The sequence below is a fragment of the Paraburkholderia sp. RL17-347-BIC-D genome, from assembly GCF_046027915.1.
Classification (GTDB): domain Bacteria; phylum Pseudomonadota; class Gammaproteobacteria; order Burkholderiales; family Burkholderiaceae; genus Paraburkholderia.
Genome location: NZ_JARESS010000029.1, coordinates 23,047 through 39,660 on the forward strand (window position 1 = coordinate 23,047; position 16,614 = coordinate 39,660).

The 16,614-nt window shown below is 62.4% G+C and carries 14 protein-coding genes; 2 read left to right on the forward strand and 12 right to left on the reverse strand.

The window, feature by feature from the left end; all coding sequences use genetic code 11:
- Positions 1–59: 59 nt before the first annotated feature.
- Both P0D96_RS30810 and P0D96_RS30815 read right to left on the reverse strand, forming a co-directional pair.
- Positions 60–1,400 (reverse strand): MFS transporter, encoded by a 1,341-nt coding sequence (locus tag P0D96_RS30810; RefSeq protein WP_342960443.1) that lies wholly within the window; start codon positions 1,398–1,400, stop codon positions 60–62.
- 9 nt (positions 1,401–1,409) lie between these two features.
- Positions 1,410–2,825: an MmgE/PrpD family protein gene (locus tag P0D96_RS30815; RefSeq protein WP_132378484.1), complete on the reverse strand. Its 1,416-nt coding sequence runs from the start codon at positions 2,823–2,825 to the stop codon at positions 1,410–1,412.
- A 145-nt stretch (positions 2,826–2,970) separates the two neighbouring features.
- Between P0D96_RS30815 and P0D96_RS30820 the strand changes: the two genes are divergently transcribed.
- Positions 2,971–3,900, forward strand: a complete 930-nt coding sequence (locus P0D96_RS30820; RefSeq protein WP_408317212.1) for a LysR family transcriptional regulator — start codon at positions 2,971–2,973, stop codon at positions 3,898–3,900.
- A gap of 26 nt (positions 3,901–3,926) precedes the next feature.
- Here P0D96_RS30820 and dctA read toward each other — a convergent pair whose 3' ends face one another.
- Together dctA and P0D96_RS30830 are read right to left on the reverse strand one after the other, a co-directional pair.
- Positions 3,927–5,285, reverse strand: coding sequence for a C4-dicarboxylate transporter DctA (gene dctA / locus P0D96_RS30825; protein ID WP_408317214.1), 1,359 nt, complete (start codon positions 5,283–5,285; stop codon positions 3,927–3,929).
- Between the two features lie 165 nt (positions 5,286–5,450).
- Complete coding sequence (locus P0D96_RS30830; protein ID WP_408181021.1) at positions 5,451–6,617, reverse strand: mandelate racemase/muconate lactonizing enzyme family protein; 1,167 nt, start codon at positions 6,615–6,617, stop codon at positions 5,451–5,453.
- A gap of 130 nt (positions 6,618–6,747) precedes the next feature.
- On the opposite strand from P0D96_RS30830, the gene P0D96_RS30835 reads away from it, so the two are divergent.
- A complete protein-coding gene (locus P0D96_RS30835) occupies positions 6,748–7,707 on the forward strand; it encodes a LysR family transcriptional regulator (protein WP_132378492.1) in 960 nt (319 codons plus the stop codon).
- A gap of 122 nt (positions 7,708–7,829) precedes the next feature.
- Here P0D96_RS30835 and P0D96_RS30840 read toward each other — a convergent pair whose 3' ends face one another.
- The 8 genes from P0D96_RS30840 to P0D96_RS30875 all read right to left on the reverse strand — a co-directional run bounded on the left by P0D96_RS30840 (position 7,830) and on the right by P0D96_RS30875 (position 16,531).
- The gene (locus P0D96_RS30840; protein ID WP_408317216.1) at positions 7,830–9,650 is read right to left on the reverse strand and encodes an ABC transporter transmembrane domain-containing protein; all 1,821 of its coding nucleotides are present in this window, start codon (positions 9,648–9,650) and stop codon (positions 7,830–7,832) included.
- Between the two features lie 162 nt (positions 9,651–9,812).
- Positions 9,813–10,253, reverse strand: a complete 441-nt coding sequence (locus P0D96_RS30845; protein ID WP_408317218.1) for an SET domain-containing protein — start codon at positions 10,251–10,253, stop codon at positions 9,813–9,815.
- A 120-nt stretch (positions 10,254–10,373) separates the two neighbouring features.
- On the reverse strand, positions 10,374–11,495 hold the full coding sequence (locus P0D96_RS30850; protein WP_408181019.1) for a porin: 1,122 nt from the start codon (positions 11,493–11,495) through the stop codon (positions 10,374–10,376).
- A 137-nt stretch (positions 11,496–11,632) separates the two neighbouring features.
- Positions 11,633–12,871 carry a dienelactone hydrolase family protein gene (locus tag P0D96_RS30855; protein ID WP_408181018.1) on the reverse strand — a complete coding sequence of 413 codons (1,239 nt, stop codon included), beginning with the start codon at positions 12,869–12,871 and terminating at the stop codon, positions 11,633–11,635.
- Positions 12,872–12,920: 49 nt separating this feature from the next.
- Positions 12,921–13,676 carry an SDR family NAD(P)-dependent oxidoreductase gene (locus tag P0D96_RS30860; protein ID WP_408317220.1) on the reverse strand — a complete coding sequence of 252 codons (756 nt, stop codon included), beginning with the start codon at positions 13,674–13,676 and terminating at the stop codon, positions 12,921–12,923.
- 22 nt (positions 13,677–13,698) lie between these two features.
- Complete coding sequence (locus P0D96_RS30865) at positions 13,699–14,001, reverse strand: zinc ribbon domain-containing protein (RefSeq protein WP_408317222.1); 303 nt, start codon at positions 13,999–14,001, stop codon at positions 13,699–13,701.
- On the reverse strand, positions 13,998–15,164 hold the full coding sequence (locus P0D96_RS30870) for a thiolase family protein (RefSeq protein ID WP_408317224.1): 1,167 nt from the start codon (positions 15,162–15,164) through the stop codon (positions 13,998–14,000). Before P0D96_RS30870 ends, P0D96_RS30865 begins: the two co-directional genes overlap by 4 nt.
- A gap of 23 nt (positions 15,165–15,187) precedes the next feature.
- Positions 15,188–16,531, reverse strand: coding sequence for an MFS transporter (locus tag P0D96_RS30875; protein ID WP_408317226.1), 1,344 nt, complete (start codon positions 16,529–16,531; stop codon positions 15,188–15,190).
- Between the last annotated feature and the right edge of the window lie 83 nt (positions 16,532–16,614).

Below are 16,614 nucleotides of genomic sequence, written 5' to 3' on the forward strand. Positions count from 1 at the left end.
CTCCGTTGATCTTGGTGATCAGCGTGGTGACCACTGAGGTGACCACCTCAGTGACCACATTACTGGCGCGCTTCTTCGTCGATCACCGACCGGTGGCGCGTCTCGGGCATCAACACGTATGTGAGCAGCGACACTGCCGCGCACGCGCTGACGTAATAGAAGAACCATGATTCGTGGCCCGCGTGCTTGAAGCGCAACGCGAGATATTCGGTGGTGCCGCCCATCACCGACGACACGATCGCGAACGGCAGGCCAACGCCGAGCGCGCGAACCCTCGCGGGAAAAAGCTCCGACTTGACGAGCCAATGAATCGACGAGAAGCCGCTGAGAATGCCGAGCGCAGCAAGGTTCAATGCGAAAGCGGTGAGCGCGCTATGAGTCGCGCCCAAAGCATGCATCAGAGGCACCGTCAGGAACGTGCCGCCGACACCGAAGATCATCATGACCGGACGCCGTCCGATCAGATCGGACAACAGGCCGAAAAGCGGCTGAAAACCCATGTAAATGACGAGCGCCACGGTTGCGATCAGCGTTGCCGTGTCGCGGCTGAAGCCCGTCGTGTTGACCATGAACTTCTGCAGATAGATCGTGAACGTGTAGAACGCAACGGTGCCGCCGATGCTGATGCCGATCGTCCACAGCGTCTGACGCCGATGCTGGATCAGCAGCACCAGCAGACTGCCCCGCTCCGTCTGCTTCCGCAGGCCGGCACCGCCTTCACGCTCGAATGCGTCGGTCTCCGCAATGCCGCGCCGCAGATACAGCGCGAAGACGGCCAGCGCGCCGCCGATCGCAAATGGAATCCGCCATCCCCACTGTTCGAGTTGCGTGGGCGTCAACACGAACCGTTGCAGCACGAGCATCAGCGCGAGCGCCACCAGTTGCCCCATCACCACCGTCACCTGGACGAAGCCGACAAAGAAGCCGCGCCGGCCCGTCGGCGCCATTTCGCTCAGATACGTCGCGCTCGTGCCCGCTTCCCCGCCCATGCTGAAGCCTTGCAGCAGACGCGCGCAGACCAGCACGGCGGGCGCGGCCACGCCGATCGACGCATACGTCGGCGTCAACGCGATAATCAGCGAGCCGACGCTCATCATCGCCACCGATACGCTCAACGCCACGCGCCGCCCGCGTCGGTCGGCGAGCGCGCCGATGGCCCAGCTGCCGAGCGGCCGCACGACATAACCGATCGCCGCGACAGCCGCCGCATTCAGGAGTTGCGCAGTCTGATTGCCGCCCGGGAAAAAAGCCTTGCTGAAATAGATCGAGAAAATCGAGTACGCCAGAAAGTCGTACCATTCGATAACGTTGCCGGCACTGCCGCCGATAATCGAGCGCAACCGTTCGCGCCGCGCGGCGGGCGTGGCGGACAACGGGAGTGTGTGCGCAGTCGCGGCCACGATGGCTCCTCAGGGGGCGCTCGCGAGAAGCCGCGCGAGTTCTCTGGCGTCCGGCTGATCTTCGGCGTGCATCACCCAGTCGACGATGCGCGCGATCTGCCGCGCGTCGATCCGATGCGCGGCGAGCTTTCTCATCTTGCCGACGATATCCGCTTCGCTCGCGAACGCGTGTTCGCTGCCGCGCTGCGCCTCGACCGTTTCTTCGAGCCGCGTGCCGTCGCGCAACAGCACTTCGACGCGCACCATATGCCGCAGCATGGAACCGCGCGCCGTAATCGACGGATCCTCGACCACCTGCACGCGATCGGCCAGCGCCATGCGCTGCGGGTCCGCGACCTTGTCCTCGCTGAACTGGTCGACGAAGACGTCGCCTTCGAGCAGCAGCGTTGCGACGCAATACGGCAGGTTGAGCTGCGCGGAGGTCAGCCCCTGCGGCACGTATTTCCAACCCACATGATCGACCGTCACACGCGAACCGTGCACGACGATCCGCTCGATATCGTCCGGACCGAACGGATGACGCGCCTGCATCGCGCGGATCGCATCGAGCGTGGTGTGATTGCTGCCCACGCACGAGTAGAACTTCAGTGCGATGCGCATGGTCTCGAAGCGCTCGCCGAGGCCGTCCACGAGCTGGGTGAGATCGAAGCGGTCCGACGAACGCGAGAACGTGCTGCAAAAGCCGCCGTACGGGTTTTCAAACACGTCGACGATACCCGTGAAACCGTTTTGCGCGAGCAACGCGCCGTACAGGCCGCTTTGCGCGGCCCGGCCTGCATGCATGCGCTTGACCATCGCGCCGAACTGCGCGGCCATCAGCCCCGCCGCCTGGGTGCCGCCGATGCCGAGCGCGTGCACCGTCTGTTCCACATCGAGCCGCAATGCGGCTGCCGCCCCCGCCGCAGCCGAGAATACGCCGACCGTCGCGCCCGAATGCCAGCCTTGCGCGATGTGCTCCGGTCCCATGCACATGCCCACGCGTGGGCCGACCTCATAGCCCGCCACGCAGGCACGCAGGAAATCGCGGCCTGACATCGGCGCGCCGACCGATAGCAGTTCGGCGACGGCGAGCACGGCCGGCAAGGTCACCGCCCCGACATGCAGCACGCCGACGCGATGCACGTCGTCGAGTTCGAAACTCTGGATCAAGGTGCCGTTGACGAGCGCCGCGTGCGGCGCGGACAAACGCAACGGCATGCCCCACACGCGGCAACCCGGCGTGCTATCGACGCGCTGCAAGGTATCCGCAAGAATGCGGCTCCACGGCAACCCGGCGCCGAAAAGGGCGCAGCCGAGCGAATCGAGAATCAGCAGTTTGATGCGCGCGCGCACCTCGTCCGGTATCGCCTCATAGCGCAAGCCCGCAACGAATGCGGCCACGCCGCCGGTATAAGGGTTTGCGCCTACGTCGTTGTGCTGGTTCATCGTTTCGGGTGCCGTTCTGGGTGCAATCGCGCGGATTGGGTTGCACGGAAATGTCGTGCCTTCAGTATCCGCAGCCCGAACGCGTTTGTGAATTGCACGCGACGTGATTATTATTGCGTCACATGCAAGAGTCAGCGGGGTGCAGATGAACCGTTTTCCGGGTGTCGATCTCGACGCATTGCGGGCTTTCGTCGCGGTCGCGTCGCACGCGTCGTTCAACGACGCGGCGATCGAACTGAACCTGTCCGCGTCCGCTTTGACGCGGCGCATCAAACGGCTCGAGGAAGCGCTCGACGCCATGCTGTTCGAACGCACCACACGTACCGTCGCGCTCACCAGTTCCGGCGAATTGCTGTTGCCGCGCGCGCAGGGCGTGTTGCGTGAGCTCGATGCATCGCTCGAACTCGTGAGCGAAGCGACGCGTATCCGTACCGGTCAGTTGACCATCGCGTGCATTCCGACGGTAGCCAAATTCATGCTGCCGAAAATCGTCAGCAGTTATCACAAGCGGCGCCCTGAAGTGCGGCTCAGGCTCATCGAGGCCAACCTTGCGACGGTCGTGCAGCGTGTCGCGAACGGCGAGGCGGAATTCGGCATTGCGTTTCTGGTGAACGAATCGCCGGAGCTTGAAATCGACGAACTGCTTGTGGATCCGTACGTGCTGGCCTGTCCCGCGGATCATCCGCTCGCCGCGAGCGAGCACGTGACGTGGCCTGAGTTGCGGCCGTGGCCGCTGATCGTTTCCGGCACCTCGAGCGGCAACCGGCGCATGCTCGACGCCGCGCTCAGGGATATCGACTGGCGCCCCGACCGGCTGATCGAGATCGAGCATCTGACCACTTCATTGGGGCTCGTCGAAGCGGGACTCGGCATCTCCATCATTCCGCGTTGCGCGGCGCCGCGCGACGCGCACGCGCGCATCGCGATCCGGCCTCTGGTTGATCCGACGGTCGCGCGAACCATCGGTCTGATTCGCCGGCGCGATGCCGCGCTCTCGTCGATCGCGCGCGACTTTCGTCTCGCGCTGCGCAGGATGGCGCCATTCGATTCGTCGATTCTGCACGAGCCCGCTTGAACCTGTCGGCGCGTTGACTGAATGGCTCAGTGGATGTGAGACCGGATCATGGCGTCTTTCGAAGGCGTCCGATCTGGCGGCGCCACGCTGTCGGCGGACTCCAATACATCGATGCTCGTGTCGGTACGGTCGAGCATCGCGCGGGCCTTGTTCATATCCAGCGCCCCTTCCCATCGAGCTACCACAATGGTCGCCACCCCGTTGCCGATCAGATTCGTGACCGCACGAGCCTCGTTGAGAAAGCGATCGACACCTAGCAGCAGCACCAGTCCGGACACGGGGATTTTGTGCATCGAGGCCAGCGTGGCAGCCAGCGCGACGAATCCGGCTCCGGCCACACCCGCGGACCCCTTGGATGTCAGCAACAGCACGCCGAGCAGCAGCAACTGGTCCCAGATCGTCAGGTGGATATTCATCGCTTGCGCGACGAACATCGAGGCCATGGTCAGGTAAATCGCCGTCCCATCGGCATTGAAGGTATAGCCTGTGGGCAACACCATCCCGACCACGGGCCGTGAGCACCCCAGCTTCTCCATCTTGATGAGCATCTGCGGGAGTACTGCTTCAGTCGAAGCGGTGCCGAGGGTAATGAAGATTTCGTCTTTGATGTAGCGGAGATACTTCCACAGCGACAGCCCGCTCATCCGCATCACCAGACCCAGCACCACGACTACAAAGAAAATCGAGGTCAGGTAGAGGCACAGCATCAGTTGGCCGAACGACGCCAGCGTGCCGATTCCGTACTTCGCGATGGTGAATGCCATGCCGCCAAAGGCACCGATGGGCGCGACATACATGACGATTCGCACGACGCCGAACATGCCCTGGAGGAACATGTCGAGCATATCGACGAACGGCGCGGTGCGAGGCCCCAGCCTGGCGAGCGCGATGGCAAACAGAAGCGAGAAGAAGATGATCGGCAGGATATCCCCATTCGCGAACGCTCCGACAATGCTGTTCGGAACGATGCTCATGAAGAAGTCGAGCATCCCGTGCTGTTGCGCTGCGTGCGTATAGGTGGAGATCGCTGAACTGTCGATATGCGCGGGGTCGATGTTCATACCGCTGCCCGGCTTGATGACGTTCACGATAACAAGTCCGACAGCGAGCGCGATCGTCGATGCAATTTCGAAGTAGACGACCGCCTTGACGCCGACGCGGCCGGCCTCATGAAGGTCTGTCATGCGGGCAATGCCGACCACAACGGATGCAAAAATGATCGGAGCGAGCAGCATCCGGATCAGTTTGATGAACAGGTCTCCGAGTGGTTTGAGTTGAGAACCGAGGTCAGGGTAGAAATGCCCGACGAGGACACCGGCAATAATGCCAATCAGAACCTGTACGTAGAGCTTGGAAAGAGATTTTCCGATCTTTGAAACCCGCATGACTGTCTCCTATGCGTGGCATCTTCTAATGAAAGTCAGATTCGTACTCCCGGCAGCGGGATTTACCGTTGGGGAGAGTACGAACCGATTTCGCCAGCGTTCTTTGTCTATTTTTATCAACGCTACGCCGACGCTTGTTGTCGGCGCGTTTTGTCGGACTACGGCTTATGCGGACAGCTTTTGCATCTCGACGAAGAGATCGGCTTTTCCTTCGAAGCCGATGCCCGGCAGATCAGGCATCGTGATGAAGCCTTTTTCCACCTTCACGCCGTCGGGGAAGCCGCCGTAAGGCTGGAACAGGTCCGGATAGGATTCGTTGCCGCCGAGGCCAAGTCCGGCCGCGATGTTCAACGACATCTGATGGCCGCCGTGCGGAATGCAGCGGCTCGGTGACCAGCCGTGCTGGCGCAGCATGTCCAGCGTGCGCAGATACTCGACGAGGCCGTAGCTCAGCGCGCAGTCGAATTGCAACCAGTCGCGATCCGGGCGCATGCCGCCGTAACGGATCAGGTTGCGGGCATCCTGCATCGAGAACAGGTCTTCGCCGGTCGCCATCGGCTTGTCGTAGTAGTTGCGTAGCGTGGCCTGCAATTCGTAATCGAGCGGGTCGCCCGGCTCTTCGTACCAGAACAGGTCGTATTGCGAGAGTGCCTTCGCGTACTGGATCGCCGTGTCGAGGTCGAAGCGGCCGTTGGCGTCGACAGCGAGTTTTTGTCCGTCGCCCAGTACGCTCAGAATCGAGTCGATGCGGCGCAGATCTTCGTCGAGCGAAGCGCCGCCGATCTTCTTCTTCACGACCGTATAGCCGCGGTCGATATAGCTGCGCATTTCGTCTTTCAGCTTCCCGTGGTCCTGGCCTGGGTAGTAGTAGCCACCGGCCGCGTACACGAAAATCTTGCGATCGGGCTGACCATTACCGTAGCGGTCGGCCAGCAACTGGAACAGCGGCTTGCCTTCGATCTTCGCCACCGCATCCCAGATCGCCATGTCGATGGTGCCGATCGCGACCGACCGCTCGCCGTGGCCGCCCGGCTTTTCGTTCATGAACATGGTCGCCCAGATCTTGTGCGGATCGAGGTTGTCGCCGGTGTCGTTGACGAGCGTGGCGGGGTCGGCTTCGAGAACGCGCGGAATGAAGCGCTCGCGCATCAGCTTGCCCTGGCCGTAGCGGCCGTTCGAATTGAAGCCGTAACCCACCACCGGCTTGCCGTCGCGGATGACGTCCGTCACCACGGCGACGAGACTCAGCGTCATCTTGCTGAAGTCAATGTAGGCATTGCGGATCGGGGAACTGATCGGAACGGTCTTTTCGCGGATTTCAACGATTCTCATGACGGTGTCTCCTGAGTTTTGGGCACGTATCGCATGCGTCTGGCTGCAATGGAAACTAGGTTATCCGCGAAATGACGCGTTAGAATTCGCTTAGATTCATTTCATTTTTTACTTTAGGTGAACAGCCAAAGTGACAACTGACTCGGCATCCGACTTCGAGTTTTTCATCCTCCTCGCCAAACTCAAAAGCTTGTCGGGGGCGGCGCGCGCGCTCGATCTCACGCCGCCGGCCGCGACCAAACGCCTTGGGCTGATGGAACAGAAACTGGGGGCGCGGTTGGTCAACAGGACAACGCGCAGTGTCAGCCTGACGCCGGAGGGCGAGACCTACCTGCGCTACGCAACACAGATCGTCGGGCAAGTCCGGCAGATGGAGGACGAGATATCGGGGGCGCGATCCGATCCCCATGGACTGTTACGCGTCAATGCGACGCTCGGTTTCGGGCGCACGGCCATCGCGCCGCTCGTGTCCGAATTCGCGAAGCGCTTTCCCAACGTGGAGATCCAGTTTGAAGTGACGGACCGGCCCATCGATCTGGTCGAGGAAGCGTTCGACATGGCGATCCGTTTTGGAACGCTTCCTGACAGCCGGCTTAGCGCCCGGCGCATCATGAGCAATCGCCGCTTTCTTTGCGCCTCCCCGAAATACCTCGAACGATTTGGGACGCCGGAGCGCATAGAGGATCTGGTTCGGCACCGTTGCATCATTCATCGCCAGAACGACGATGCTTATGGCGTGTGGCGGTATATGCAGGGGGACCACACCGAAGCGTTGAAGGTCAAAGGCGCGCTTTCGAGCAATGATGGCGATATCGTGCTGCGGTGGGCGCTCGACGGACATGGGATATTGATTCGTTCCGAATGGGATCTGGCGAAGTACGTTCAAAGCGGCCGCCTAAAACTGGTTTTGCCCAATACGGTACTGCCGTCGGCCGATCTGTTTGTCTACTATCCCAGCCAGCGAAACCAGACAGCGCGCGCCCGGGCATTCATCGATTTTCTGATTGATCATTTTCAGGCCCCGTTCATTCCGGTTGAAACCGGCGCTTTGCTGTACGACCAGAAAAAGAAAGCGGGCCGCAAGCTGTGAGTCGCGTGCTGTCATTGCACGGACGCTGTCACGGACGGCGCGCGTTCGATCACTAGCCGTAGTCGTTGATCCTGGCCGCCCGTGCGGCCGGTTTTGCGCCCTTTGCCAAGCTTGCGTCGACCTTACGTCGAACCAATAGGATCGCTCACGGCGCCGCGCTGCGCCGTTTGCCCCAACTGCTCGCCGAACTGCAACGCAGCGAGCTGAGCATAGAGCGGCGAGCTCAGCAGGAGCTCCGCGTGACGACCCTGCGCGACGATACGCCCCTGTTCAAGCACGACAATGCGATCGGCCTGCTGGACGGTCGCCAGGCGGTGTGCAATGACCAGCGTGGTGCGATTCTGCGCGGCATTGTCCAGCGCCTTTTGCACCAGCCGTTCGCTGGCGGCATCGAGTGCACTGGTCGCTTCGTCCAGCAGCAGGATGGGCGGATTCTTCAGGATCGCGCGAGCGATCGCAATGCGCTGGCGTTGTCCGCCGGACAGGCGCACGCCGCGCTCGCCGAGAAAGGTGTCGTAGCCCTGCGGTAGTTCTTCGATAAAGCCGGCCGCAGCGGCCATATCGGCAGCCCGCTGGACCTGCGCGAGCGTGGCTTCCGGCGCGCCATAGCGGATATTGTCGAGTACGCTCCCGGAAAAGATCACCGATTCCTGCAGCACCACGCCAATTTCCTTGCGCAATTCAGCGAGCGGCACGTCACGGTTCGGGACGCCGTTGATCAGAATGCGGCCGGCTTGTGGATCGTAAAAGCGCAGCAGCAACTGGAACAACGTGGTCTTGCCCGCGCCGGACGGGCCGACCAGTGCGACATGTTCGCCCGGACGGACATCGAGCGAGACCGCAGAAAGCGCCGCGATGCCCGGGCGCGACGGATACGAGAAGCTGACCTCGTCGAAGCGGATGCCCTCGCCTCGCGCAGGCAGCGTGACCGTCGTCTCGGCCTCCACCACCGGCGAGCGCGCCGCCAGCAATTGCAGCAAACGTTCGGTGGCGCCGGCAGCGCGCTGCAGATCGCCCCACACCTCGGCGACCGCGCCCACGGCGCCCGCCGTGAACACCGCGTAGAGGATGAACTGGGACAATTGGCCCGCTGTCATCCGCCCGGCCAGCACTGCCTGCGCTCCGAGCCACAGCACGAATACGATGGCGGTGAACACCAGCACGATCACCACGGCGGTCAACCAGGCGCGCGCGCGAATGCGCGTGAGCGCGGTCTCGAAGGCCGCCTCCACCGCGCCGGCAAACCGGCGTGTTTCAAAGGGTTCCTGCGTGTACGACTGCACGGTCGGCATGGCATTGAGCACCTCGCCCGCCAGCGCGCTAGTGTTCGCGATCTTGTCCTGGCTCGCGCGCGAGAGCCGCCGCACGCGCCGGCCGAAGATCACGATAGGCGCGACCACCACGACCAGCGTCGCGATGATGTAGCCGGACAGCACCGGGCTCGTCACCGCGAGCATGGCCACGCCGCCGGTCAACAGGAAGAAGTTGCGCAATCCCAGCGACAGGCTGGTGCCCACCACCGTCTGGATCAAGGTGGTGTCGGCGGTGAGCCGTGACAGCACCTCGCCGGTTTGCGTGGTCTCGAAGAACTGCGGGCTCATCTGCAGCACGTGATCGTAGACCGCACGCCGCAAGTCGGCCGTGACCCGCTCGCCCAGCCATGACACGAGGTAGAAGCGCAGCGCCGTGGCACCGGCCAGTACCAGCGAAACGATCAATAGCGCGAGGAAATAGCGATCGATGTGCCCCCGGTCGCCCGCGGCGAAGCCACGATCGATCAGGTATTTGAACGCCACCGGCAACACCAGTGTGGCGCCTGCCGAGGTCACCAGCGCGAGGAACGCGAGCGCCCAGCGGCCGGCATAGGGGCGCAGGAAGGGAAATAGGGCAAAGAGCGGGCCGATGCGGGGTGAAGGCGGCGACGACGTCATAGCGTCTGGCATGAGGATTCCCAAGCGGATCGAATATCCTCCCGATTGTGCCAGTCTTGCGGATTGGAAGGCGGCCCGTTTAGGTCCTTCAATCGGGCGTCGCAGTATGGACGATGTACGCGTTGCCGAATTCGACGACGTTCTCCGGTTATGAGTCGAGGCGGACCGGCTGAATCACGCGACAGCCGCCAGCATCGACTGACGACACCCCACTGCGGCACACCGGCAAGTGTATTGGGCTCGAACGTCTTCGTCCGAGGGATCGTCGGTCGTCAGCAGGTACTCGATAAACAGTTCTTCACCCGCTTCAATCGGCCGGATCGTGTGAATGAAGATGCGGCCAGTATCTTCGATGGTCTCGCAGTTCGGCGCACATGCATGGTTCAGCCATCGCGCACTATTGCCACCACGGCTTCCGTCGATCACGCGTCCGTCCGACAGGCCAAACAGAAACGTGTGCCCGGCGACACCTTCGCGCCGGTGCCGGCGCACGGCTTCCCGCCAGCTCGTCAATTCGCCCCGGTATTCAAGCACGCACTCACCCGCCGCGAGCGGCCGCATCGCGAACACACCCTTCCCGTGGACCGACGACCGCCGTACGATCACTCGCCGCATACTGTTTCCTTGACTGATATAGGCGCCAGTATACGAGTGCAAATTTACGCTTGCATCATTTTGTGGTGGTTATTCGCGCTCGCGCGGTCCGTGGAAAACGATCCAAAGCCCCCGCGATAACTAGAACTTCTTGCGAATCCCCACCCGCAGCGCGATCTGATTCGCCGAACTCGACGCTTGCAAAACGGGCGCAAGATCGGCGACCGCGCCGCCTCCGGCGCGCATATACGTTGCCGATCCGTACACGTCGGTGCTCTTCGACAGGAAATAGTCCGCACTCGCATCCACCTCGTGATAGTGCGGTTCCTGCCCGGTTGCGGAGACGTTGCCTTCGGTATAGCTGTACGCCACGCCAAGCTGCAGCGCCGGCGTGATCATGTAACTGGCCACGACCTCGCCGATATTGAAGGTCACATGTCCGTTGATTTTCGCGCCCAGGCTAGGGTCGAGGTCGCCGAACTGTGTGTGAGTCCAGTCGGCGCTGATCTTTGCCGCACCGAACGCGTAGGCGGCGCCGAGGCCAAACACTTTGTAGCTGCCGGCGGCAAGACCATAGTTGCCGTCGACCGTGTTGGTGGCCGTCCACACCCCTTCCGATACGGCGGTGGCCGGATGGTCGATCGATGTGTAGGCGCCCACCAACTGCAGATTTCCATTTGCGTACTGAAGCGCGAAAGATTTTGCGCCGAAACGTGCAAAATCGCCCGCGACACCGCCGAAGCTATAGGTGGCGACACCCGTGAAGCCGGCAATGGTCGGCGACACGTACTTGACGGCGTTTTGCAGGTGAAAATCGACACCGTTGTTGTCTAGATCGCCAGGATGCGGAAACAGAATGCCGCCTGGCAAGATGCCGTTGGCGGACAGCGGGCCAATATAGTCGCCCACTTCTTCGCCCTGCCGCCCGAGCGTCAGCGTGCCGTAGCGGTTGTCGGACAGACCCACATAGGCCAGCCGGCCGAACAGCCGGCCGCCTTGACTCAACGCGCCGGTGTTGACGTTAAAGCCGCTCTCGAGCCTGAAGATTGCCGTCGTGCCGCCTCCCAGGTCTTCCACGCCTCTGAGCCCCCACCGATTGCCTTGCGAGATGCTGCCCTGCATCTGCCAGGCGCTCTTGCCGCCCTGATTGCTCGACCAGGTCAGCCCGTCGTCTATGATGCCGTAGATCGTCACGCTGCTCTGGGCATATGCCCCGAGACTGATGAATAGCATTGCGGGAAAAGCAACGAGCAGCTTCTTCACGATTTTTCCTTGGTTAGTTATCTTGCGTTTTTGTTTGCATACCGAAGTAAATAGAAAGCGCGTAGAAAGATGATTTGCTCAGCCTTCCAACTATTGCTGCCTGCTTTCACCCGGAGCAGGCAGCACATGATCGTGAGTCAGATCGGCTTGCCCTCGCTGGACGCCCAATTGCGCATCAGCGTGTTGCCTGGCAAGTTCTCATCAACCATCTTCCTGGCAGTTTCAATCCCGGCAATGGGCAGCCCCGTCGGATCAAGCACACCGATCTGCACGAGCACCGAGGCCTGATCCCAATAGATATGCTCGTTGTACAGCTTGTCGCCCCGAAAGCACACGACAGCCAGCATCGGAATCTCGATGTACCTTCCGGTAGGCGCCAGCCCCGGCAGCAGCCAGTCGATCTCACGATCGTGGGTTGCGCAGAACACGAACTCGTCGACGATCCGGTCCGACCCGATGGTGCGGGACAGCGGAATGAGCCGCGTGTCGTCGGGATTCGCGTCAACAAAGTGGTATTTATAAAAACGCTTGAGCTCGTCATGCCCGACTCCACCTGTCAGGGTCGGCACGTGGTTGACGTACGGCTCGGCGACCATGGTGGGCATGATCGCGTTGACGTCGCGTGTGGCGAATTCATAGTGGCAGTGCAAATCCCACAGCGCATTCAGGTCGTAGATCGGCCCCAACACTTTGCGCAGCATCGCAAGCGAGCGCGAATACGCCATCATGGCGGCCGGTTTGTCGAAGTGCTCGCGCTCCGGGGTCGCGAATGCGTGATCGCAATCCTGGTACACGTACTGCTCAATCTGCGGATTCTCGCTGAATGCCGCCTGGATCTTCTCGCGCATCGCGGGCGGGCACAGCGCATCCCGGCCGGCAAAATGGAACACCATCGGGCATCGGATCGAGGGCACCTCATCCAGAAACGCGTCGAGGCCCACACCGTAATAACTCACCGCGCAATCGATCTCCGTCCGCGCAGCGGCAAGCATCGCCAATTTCCCGCCGAGGCAGTATCCAAGCGCACCAACCTTGCCTGCCTGTTGCGGCAACGCGCGCAGCGCCGTGAGGGTCGAGGCGATGTCTTCGACCGCGAGTCCAAGGTCGAGTCGCGCGTTGTAGTCGAGCGCGGCAGCAAAGTCCGCTTCGCCGTACCCAAGCTCGACGCGCGGTTGCATGCGCCAGAACAGATCCGGCACCAGCACCACGTAGCCTTCCTCCGCGAAGCGATCGGCCATCGCCTTCATGTATCCGTTGATGCCGAAAATCTCCTGCAACAGAATCAGGCCGGGCCCCGAGCCTTGCCTGGGTTTTGCCATGTATGCAGAAAACGTCTGTCCATTGCCTGCATTGATCTGGATGAACTCACCGCTCATGATCCGTTCCTTTCCTTCTGAAAGTGTTGGTGCATCACCTACCGTTCTTTCATGCGCCGCGTGCGAGGCTCAACTGCACCGCCAGCCGGTCCGTCGCCAGGCCGGCGGCGATCTGTTGGGCCATGGCGCCGACATAGACCTCGTCGTTGCCGTCCCTCAGCGCCGCAAAAGCCGCATCGACGACCTCGGCAACTGGAATCTTCGGCGGGGGAAAATCGCGGCTCATGTCGGTGTCGACCGCGCCCGGGAGAATCGACAGCACGCGCACCCCATGCGGGGCAAGCTCGGCGCGCACGGCTTCGGTCATCCGAAGCGCAGCCGCCTTCGACGCGCAGAGCGACGCCATGGCCGGCAACGCGACGCGCGCGAGAATCGACGACATATTGACGATCGCTCCGCCACTCAGTCGCAGCGACGGCGCGAACGCGCGAATCATGTTCAGCGTGCCGAAGTAGTTGACCTCCATCTCGGCGCGCGCCGCGTTCAGATCGGTTGCGGCAAGCGCAGGCTCCAGACGGTTGATGCCGGCATTGTTCACGAGGAGGTTGACATCGCTCGCCACGGCGGCCGCGCGCGCCACCTGCTCCGCATTCGTAATGTCGAGTGCGACCGGCACGACACGCGGGTCACGGTCGTCCAGCACGCTGATGTCGCGTGCACTCGCGTACACCTTTCGCGCGCCCTGCTCCAACAGCATCTTCACGAAACACGCGCCGACCCCGCGATTGGCTCCGCTCACAAACGCTACACAGCCATCAACCTGCATCACGACCTCCGAACGTTTTACTTTGCTTTTCACCTGCATCCGCACTCGACGCCGCGCGGCCTCAAACCGCGCGGCCGACAATACGACCGCTATCGTCCACGTCGAGACTCACCGAATCGCCGGGCTGCATGCCAGCCGCGAGCCGCGCGATGACGATGGGCCCGGCGCTCGTTGCCACGCTCGCGAGATGCACATTGCCACCGCCCTGCGCGCCGACGCGATGCCGCACGACCGTCGATTCGGCAACGCTGCCGTGTTCCACCGCACATTCACGCCACTGGCCGCCGCCACATGCGGGGCAAAAATACCGAGCCGGGAATAGCGTCATCCCGCACTGGGTGCATTGAGATACCTTGAGAGTCATTGCGCACCTCGCCGGTCGCTTTCAAGTACGACAGCATTCGCGCACATCCCGTAGCGATACTCGACCATGCCGTACCCGCTCACGACCGCCAACTGCGCGTCGGCCACCTGCCGCTCGCCCGCCGCGCCACGCAATTGCGTGATCGCCTCGACGAGGCCGTGCATGCCGCCAGCGGCGCCGGCCTGTCCCGCGGATAGTTGCCCACCCGATGTGTTGACGGCGAGCGCGCGCGAGCCGATACGAGAGATCAACTCGCGCAGGTCGCCGTCACGGGCGAAGCCGAGATCCGCGAGCTGCACCAGCGTCATAACGGGGTAGTCGTCGTAGACGGACACCATGTCCATGTCCTCCGGCGTCGCGCCGGCCTGCCGCCACAAATCACTGGCGATCGCCGCCAACGAAGTCTGCAAACCATCGCCCGCCTGGTGGTCCAGGTTGTAGCAGCATTGCAGCGCGCGCACGCGCACGTTCATCGCGTTGCGCACGAGGTCGGCGCGAGCGACGATCACCGCGTTCGCGCCGCACACCACGGGCACGCAGTCGAAGCGTCCCAGCGGTTCAGCGACGATCGGCGCTTCGAGATAGTCGTCGATCGTCAACGGCGTGCGGTAGACGGCATGTGGGTTCAACGCGGCCCATGCGCGTTGCGCGACACAGAGCGCACCATAATCGCGGCGCGTCAGACCGTATCGCTTCGCGTGACGCTGCGTGAGCATGGCGAACAGGCTGTTCGGGCCACCGTTCTCCAGCGGACGCAGCCAGGTGCGTGTCGTCAGGTTGTAATGCTCGACCAGTTGTTTGAAGTCAGCCGGCTCGAAGCGGTCTCCGGATACGAGGGCAATGACATTCGCGTCGCCGTGCTGAATCGCGCGTATTGCATGCTGCAGCAGGTTGATGGCGCTCGCGCCGCCGTGACAATCGTCCATGCACCAGCGCGGGCTCAGGCCGAGTCGCCACGCAAGGTCGATCGCGTGATCGGGTGCGAGCGTGAACGACGCTACACCGAGCCCGTCTATGTCCTTCGGCGAGAAACCCGACTGAACGAGGGCCGCGCCGAATGCCTGCGCGAGCAGATCTCCCGTTGACGCAGCGCTCGCCTGTCGCTGGTACGGCACTTCCACGCCGGCCGTCAGCACGACGTTATCGAATGAGTGGGCTTGCATATCAGGAATCCTCAGATCGAGCGTCAACGCACGCGCCGGGCCACGGTCTCGTGCGTGAACAGCAGCGAGATCACCGTGATCATGCCCATTGCGATCAGCAACAACGCCACCGGCCAGGCTGCGTGATAATGCGCGAGCAGCGCGGTCGCAATCAGCGGCGACAGACCGCCCGCGAACACCGACGCGATTTCATGCCCCAAGGCCATGCCCGAATAACGCACTTCGGTACTGAACAGTTCGCCCATCAGGCTCGGCTGCGTGCCGATCATCGCGCCGTGGCAAACCGCGTTACCCAGCAGAAACGCGAGCCAGATCAGCGCCGGCACCTTGGTTCCGATCAGCCAGAAGAACGGAAAAGCGATCACGACGAAACCCGCCGCGCCGATCATGTACACGGGCTTGCGGCCGATGCGATCGGACAACCGCCCCCACAGCAGCATCGTGCCGAGTTCCAGGGTCATCGACACGATCACACCGGCCAGCATGATCTGATTCGGCACACCGATGAACTTGCCGTACACCAGCGAAAAGGCGAGCACGATGTACGAGCCGCCGTTCTCCGCGACGCGCAGGCCCATCGCCATCAGGATCTCCTTCGGGTGTTTGCGGATTACTTCGAGCACCGGCATGCGCGCTTTCTTGCCGGCCGCTTCGGCCTTCGCAAACTCGGCGCTCTCCGGTAGCTTCGAGCGGACGTAGACGCCGACACCGAAAATGACGATCGACAACAGGAACGGGATGCGCCATCCCCAGATCATGAAAGCGTCCTTTGGCAGCATCTGCACGAGAAAGAACACCGCCGCCGACAACACGAAGCCGCCGCCCACGCCGATCTGGCTCCATGCCGCGTAATAGCCACGCTTTTCGGGCGGCGCCGACTCGCTGATCATCAGCACGCCTCCGCCCCATTCGCCGCCGGCGGCGATGCCTTGCAGCAGGCGTAGAACCAGCAGCAACGCCGGCGCCCACAGGCCGACTTGCGCGTAGGTCGGCAGGAAGCCGATCAGGAAAGTCGCCGCACCCATGATCGACAGCGTCCACACCAGTGCGCCCTTGCGGCCGTAGCGATCGCCGATATGGCCGAACAGCACGCCGCCGAACGGCCGCGCCGCGAAGCCGACGGCGAAGCCCGCGAACGCGGCAAGAGTGCCGACGAGCGGATCCGTGCCCTTCGGGAAAAACAGTGCGCCGAACACGAGTGCCGCCGCCGTGCTGTAGAGAAAAAAGTCATACCACTCGAGCGCATTGCCCACGACCGATGCGAAGACAATGCGCCGCAGCGACTTTTTGTCGACTGAACCGGCTTGCGCGGCGGCCGCGTCATCGTCGTGGGTGCTTGCGGCAGAAAACGTTCGCGTGCTTGCCATCTATGCCTCCAACTGTGCATCTGTCGACGCACTCAATGTTGCGGATGCTTCTGCCGTGCCGTGCCATGCTCGCGCCGCGCGCG

Coding starts and splice junctions, on each gene's coding strand:
- P0D96_RS30865 (WP_408317222.1), bottom strand. CDS start 14,001: ATGACTCTCAAGGTATCTCAATGCACCCAGTGCGGGATGACGCTATTC.
- P0D96_RS30830 (WP_408181021.1), bottom strand. CDS start 6,617: ATGAGAATCGTTGAAATCCGCGAAAAGACCGTTCCGATCAGTTCCCCG.
- P0D96_RS30860 (WP_408317220.1), bottom strand. CDS start 13,676: ATGCAGGTGAAAAGCAAAGTAAAACGTTCGGAGGTCGTGATGCAGGTT.
- P0D96_RS30870 (WP_408317224.1), bottom strand. CDS start 15,164: ATGCAAGCCCACTCATTCGATAACGTCGTGCTGACGGCCGGCGTGGAA.
- P0D96_RS30815 (WP_132378484.1), bottom strand. CDS start 2,825: ATGAACCAGCACAACGACGTAGGCGCAAACCCTTATACCGGCGGCGTG.
- P0D96_RS30840 (WP_408317216.1), bottom strand. CDS start 9,650: ATGCCAGACGCTATGACGTCGTCGCCGCCTTCACCCCGCATCGGCCCG.
- dctA (WP_408317214.1), bottom strand. CDS start 5,285: ATGCGGGTTTCAAAGATCGGAAAATCTCTTTCCAAGCTCTACGTACAG.
- P0D96_RS30855 (WP_408181018.1), bottom strand. CDS start 12,871: ATGAGCGGTGAGTTCATCCAGATCAATGCAGGCAATGGACAGACGTTT.
- P0D96_RS30845 (WP_408317218.1), bottom strand. CDS start 10,253: ATGCGGCGAGTGATCGTACGGCGGTCGTCGGTCCACGGGAAGGGTGTG.
- P0D96_RS30820 (WP_408317212.1), top strand. CDS start 2,971: ATGAACCGTTTTCCGGGTGTCGATCTCGACGCATTGCGGGCTTTCGTC.
- P0D96_RS30875 (WP_408317226.1), bottom strand. CDS start 16,531: ATGGCAAGCACGCGAACGTTTTCTGCCGCAAGCACCCACGACGATGAC.